This is a genomic window from Candidatus Venteria ishoeyi (assembly GCF_030378065.1).
Lineage (GTDB): Bacteria > Pseudomonadota > Gammaproteobacteria > Beggiatoales > Beggiatoaceae > Venteria > Venteria ishoeyi.
Genome location: NZ_JAUCGJ010000091.1, coordinates 1 through 5,225, shown reverse-complemented (window position 1 = coordinate 5,225; position 5,225 = coordinate 1). Strand labels below are relative to the sequence as shown.

The window sequence follows — 5,225 nt, the reverse complement described above, 5'->3', positions numbered from 1 at the left end:
TTTATCTGCTGTAAATCGTTGTCACTGAGAGTCATATGCTATGTGAGAACCTGAATGATTATGCTTTATACTGTTACATAAATTGTTCTGATATACAATATTTGCTTTGGGGGTCTGAACGGTTACATGTTGGCCACTGTGGTGGAGGGAGTTCTTTGTCTATTGCTTAGTGCAATTATTCACACATTAAAAATAGGTGAAATTTTACAGGCTAGAGCGGGAATTGCTGCCTATATGGATACGATTGACTTTGATAAAGGTATGCTGAAGCCTGAAGAGGATGATGAGCAGTGGGAAGCGTGGACGAATGGTGATTCCTGTTTAATTTATTGCAATCTTGGTGCAGAGATAAATTTTGAAAATTATTTTTATCCAGTACCGGATATCTGAGATTATCAGGTCTAAGCTGGTTTTAGCTGCCACACCCGCAGCAAACGCGCCCGCGTAGCAGGATCTAAAATACCGATTAAACGCTGTTGCGGGCTGTTTCCCACCCCTAGATTCGCCGCATTCAGTGGCAACTTTTCACAGGCAGCGCGTAGTGTTAAACCACGCGGTGTTAAATAGTGTAGCTGCTGATTGCCTGAAGCGGCAAGCGGATGATTACCCGGCTGTTGATAAGCATAAGGCCCATCCACCAATATATCCACATAAGCCAATAATTGCCGCGCATTTTCCTGTTGTTTTAAGTGCTTTAAAGGATAACCGGAAAAAACCAATACATTCCATTGCGGTCTTGCTGCCTGTAGTAATTGTAATAATTTAGCCAGTGCCAGTGCCTGCTCAAAAGGTTCACCACCGCTTAAACTGATACCATCAAGGTCTTCGGGGAGTTTACACAAGTGCTGATATAAGCGTTGTGTCTCTATCCATTGACCCGCATTTTTATCACGCAGTTCCGGGCTGATACAGTGCTTGCAATTCAGGCTGCAACCAGTGACCCACAATACCACGCGCTGTCCAGGCCCCAGTGCGGTTACTGGATAGGCGAGGCTGTGCAGCTTAAGCCGGTGCATCATTAACGGTTAATTCCAGAGTAAAACGCTGCTTGCTTTGCCCGTTGTGTTCAAGCAATTGATACAAATGCACCGTTGCCCCCGGCTTCAGCTCCAATTCAAACAAACGCTCCGCCAGTGGATTAATTAAAGCGGCATCTAATATATTACGGATGCCACGCCCCCCGTGTTCCAGGTGTTTACGCGCCAGTTTTACGAGTGTATCCCGTACCGGGCGCTGGATACGTAACTGTAACTTTTGTTGTTCAGCCAGCGAAGCAGTCAGTTGCAGCAACAGGCGGTCAATGATTTGCTCATCAACCGGTGGGCGGATAAAATCAAATACCACAAAATTTTCACCAAAACGATTAAGGATTTCCGGGCGGCCTAATACCAGATTAAAGTGATCGCGAATGCTTTGTAAGATGGTTTCCTGCACCTGTGGATAGGTCATGTCCGGTGTTACCAGTTGCCGCCGCGCACCGGGCAGATTATCCTGCGCCACCACCGCGCCGAGGTTACTGGTGAAAATGATAATACATTCAGAAAAATAAACGGTTTCTCCCTTACCATCGGTGAGGCGACCATCATCAAGAATTTGCAGAAACTTATCAAAAATTGCGGGATGGGCTTTTTCCACTTCATCAAATAACAATACGGAAAAGGGTTGTTCCTTGACGGCATTGGTGAGTTTGCCGCCTTCTTCATAACCCACATAACCCGGTGGCGCGCCCAGTAATTTCTGATCGGCATGGGCGGCGGAATATTCGCTCATATCAAAGCGTACCAGACGCTCTTCACGCCCAAATAACAATTCTGCCAGGGCTTTAGCCAGTTCCGTTTTACCCACGCCGGTTGGCCCTGCAAAAAACAATACGCCACGCGGACGCTGGCTTTTGTGGCTGGCACCGGCTGCCAAGCCCAAACGCGCGCGTTTAATCAGTTCCAGCAAACGCCGCACGGCGCTGTCCTGCCCTTTGATACGCTTGCGAATAAAGTTTTCCGCTTTTGCCAGACGGTTTTTATCAAGTTTATCCCATTCACTTTCCGTAATACCGTATTTAAAACGCTCGCAGAGATTACGGATATTTTCCACCGGAATCTGCTCGCGCCGGGACAAGCCCACCAGACTTAATAATTCATAATAAGAAAAATCTTCCGTTAAATTACTGAACTGATTGGCTAATTCTGGCGCTAAGGTTTTGTTGTCACCATAAAAACTGGAATAATTGCTCTGAATAAAACGATTGCGTTCTGTTGAAGTGGGTTTTTCCAGGTAAATTGAACGCGCCCGTGGATTGTTCATATATAAAAACGTGGGTAAGTCATTGAGTTTGTCACAAACCAGAATCAGCACATTGTTCCAGCTCTGGTTTTGTTGTAAGACTTCCTTACTTTCCAGCGAGGCTTTCAATATACGGGTAAATAACTGCTGTTCTTTTGTCGCCAGGCGATCCGGGGCAGAGACCAGGCGTGATGCAAAATTGATCACAAATGCTGAAGGCACATCGCGGTTGGCAAGTACCTGGGCAATGTTATGGATTATTGGTTCAGGGTCGGGTAAAACCCCTGGGGTAAGAGGGCGGCGCAAGGTGTGGGGGTTGTGAGGATGAACCTTGGCCTTGTCTTCTTGAGTGATGCGCTCACCTTTGGCAATCCGATCAAACCAGCCATGCATCGGTTCTTCTTTGGCAAAATTAAGGCCGCTGACAGGATCAAAAATACCCACGATTTCATATCCCAGCCCCAAAAGGAAGCGTTGAAAAAAATCTTCCAGATTGGTTTCTGTCCAATAGCTTTTATCACCACGTTGTACCGGATAAGAAGCCAGATCAAGTACATTGCCATGAATAAACAACAGGCTTTTTAAGTGAATAAAACGCCCCAGTTCGCGAATCCAGCGTGGTGTGTTTTCATCAAGTATAATCATGTGCTGCTCACCTGTTTTTTCATAGAGTGAATAAGCATTGTACCGAAAGATAAGCAGATTTCCAGGCGTGCTGAATCAGTTCTGAGCATAGCTCCTTAAGATATTGCTTTAGATTCTGGTTTACAGGCGTATTATGGCGTATAAAGTTTATACAATGATTTTTACCCGGCTTAACCGATGAACCCAAGCGCTTTATATAATCTGGATGACTTACGTAACGACAAGGTATTTTCCTCCCTGGATTTACATTTTGCCGATTTCATTCTGCAACTGGCACAGAGTGATGATCCGGTTTTAGCTTTCAGCATTGCTTTAGTCAGCCAATGGGCGGCGCGTGGTCATAGCTGCGTATCTTTACCCGCGCTTGCCGGACAGGCGCTGCCCGTAGAGCAAATCCAAAGCAGTGGTTGCTGCCCGGAACAGACGCTGTGGCTGGAAACACTGGAAGATAGTGCTGTAGTGGGAAAACCCGGAGACTATCAGCCGCTGATTTTAGACCCGCAGGGACGTTTATATCTACAGCGTTACTGGTTGCATGAACAACAACTGGCAAAATTAATCCAGCAACGTTTTCACCGCACCAATTTACACGTTGATGAGGCGCTGTTACGCCAGAGCTTAAAACGTCTGTTTCCCAATTCTGGCAAAAATAAAGCCCTGGACTGGCAGCAAATTGCCGTGCTGGTGGCAATGCTGCGCCCGTTTTGTGTGATTTCCGGCGGCCCCGGTACTGGCAAAACTACCACTGTGGTAAAACTGCTGGCATTGCTGCTGGAGCAGGCACATACACAGAATAAACCGCTCAGTATTGCATTGTTGACACCCACGGGCAAAGCTGCGGTGCGTTTGCAAGAATCCATTAATGCCAGTCGTCAACAACTGGCCTGTCATGAACATATCCGCGCGGCAATCCCTACCGAAGCCGCCACCATTCACCGCTGGCTGGGCACTATCCCCGGCTCGCCGCATTTTCGTTTTAATGCCGATAATCCAAGGCCGGTGGATGTGGTGATTGTTGATGAAGCCTCAATGGTGGATTTGATGTTAATGACCCGCTTGTTGCAAGCCCTGCCATCACACACCCGGTTAATTTTATTAGGCGATAAGGATCAACTGGCCTCGGTGGAAACCGGTGCGGTATTGGGAGATTTATATAGCGCAGCACAGCCCTCCGGCTTTTCTCCCAGTTTCAGCAGTCATCTGGCAGATTTTCTGCCGCAAATACCCGAACCCAACCCCGACACCCCCGCCGCTTCTTTGCAGGATAGCGTGTTGCAACTGCATAAAAGTTATCGTTTTGACAGCCGTAGCGGTATTGGGCAACTTGCCAAACGCATGAACACCGGAGACAGTTGGGGGGCGTTTAATTTATTAAAACAGCCACCACCGGATAACAGCTTACACTGGATAGAACCCGGCGCAGAAGATAGCATCCGCGATCAGGTTATTCAGGGGTTTCAAACTTATTTAGAGGCCAACACCGCGCAAACGGCCTTGTCCACATTTAATCAGTTCCGGGTATTGTGCGCGCACCGTGAAGGCGAAGCAGGCGTGCGTCACTGGAATCAGCAGATAGAATCCTGGCTGGAACAGGCGGGACTATTACAAACCGGCACCGCCTGGTACATTGGACGCCCGGTGATGATACTGCGTAATGATTATCAACTGAAATTGTTTAATGGTGATATTGGTCTGATTTTACCTGAACACCTGCTGGCAACAGACAAAACCAGCAAACAGCAACAACGTCTGGTTGCCTGTTTTCCCACGCCAGAAGGTGGCCTGCGCTATTTTTCTCCGCTGCGCCTGCCTGCGCATGAAACCGCATTTGCCATGACAGTGCATAAAAGCCAGGGTTCCGAGTTTAATAAAATCTTACTGGTTTTACCGGCATCGCCTTCCCCCGTGTTAAGCCGGGAATTACTGTATACCGCCATCACCCGCGCCCGCCAGCAGGTGCAGATACTCAGCCATGCAAGCTTATTTCGGCAGGCCGTATCACATCGTTTACAACGTACTTCAGGTCTGGGTGATGCTTTATTGAGCTTAAAATAACCTGAATTCGGCATAAGCTTCATTTTGCGCTGAGCACGCAAAAAGCCGCTTTCACCTCATGCTGGGTTTTTGATAGTGTGTGGGGTGACGAAAATCACCTAATATTAAAAATAAAAACCAATACCTTCGCCAAAATTAGTCCCGAGTAAGACCAATTAGGTATAAAAAACGAGCAGTTGCTAAAATATGCAATTACCAATAAACATACAAAAGCGATAGCAACTGCTCATGAACGAAATTACCAC

At 47.3% G+C, this 5,225-nt stretch carries 4 protein-coding genes; 2 read left to right on the top strand and 2 right to left on the bottom strand.

The features are described 5' to 3' along the window. The first annotated feature begins 126 nt into the window (after nt 1–126). The gene (locus QUF61_RS17890) at nt 127–390 is read left to right on the top strand and encodes a hypothetical protein (protein WP_289682917.1); all 264 of its coding nucleotides are present in this window, start codon (nt 127–129) and stop codon (nt 388–390) included. 11 nt (nt 391–401) lie between these two features. On the opposite strand, the gene QUF61_RS17885 is transcribed toward QUF61_RS17890, so the two are convergent. Both QUF61_RS17885 and QUF61_RS17880 read right to left on the bottom strand, forming a co-directional pair. After that, nucleotides 402–1,019 (bottom strand): 4Fe-4S single cluster domain-containing protein, encoded by a 618-nt coding sequence (locus QUF61_RS17885; protein ID WP_289682916.1) that lies wholly within the window; start codon nt 1,017–1,019, stop codon nt 402–404. Continuing rightward, entirely contained in the window at nt 1,003–2,925 is a 1,923-nt protein-coding gene (locus QUF61_RS17880; RefSeq protein ID WP_289682915.1) for an AAA family ATPase, read from the bottom strand. Before QUF61_RS17880 ends, QUF61_RS17885 begins: the two co-directional genes overlap by 17 nt. A gap of 177 nt (nt 2,926–3,102) precedes the next feature. Between QUF61_RS17880 and recD the strand changes: the two genes are divergently transcribed. After that, on the top strand, nt 3,103–4,980 hold the full coding sequence (recD, locus tag QUF61_RS17875; RefSeq protein WP_289682914.1) for an exodeoxyribonuclease V subunit alpha: 1,878 nt from the start codon (nt 3,103–3,105) through the stop codon (nt 4,978–4,980). Nucleotides 4,981–5,225 lie beyond the last annotated feature (245 nt).

Coding starts and splice junctions, on each gene's coding strand:
- QUF61_RS17890 (WP_289682917.1), top strand. CDS start 127: ATGTTGGCCACTGTGGTGGAGGGAGTTCTTTGTCTATTGCTTAGTGCA.
- QUF61_RS17885 (WP_289682916.1), bottom strand. CDS start 1,019: ATGATGCACCGGCTTAAGCTGCACAGCCTCGCCTATCCAGTAACCGCA.
- QUF61_RS17880 (WP_289682915.1), bottom strand. CDS start 2,925: ATGATTATACTTGATGAAAACACACCACGCTGGATTCGCGAACTGGGG.
- recD (WP_289682914.1), top strand. CDS start 3,103: ATGAACCCAAGCGCTTTATATAATCTGGATGACTTACGTAACGACAAG.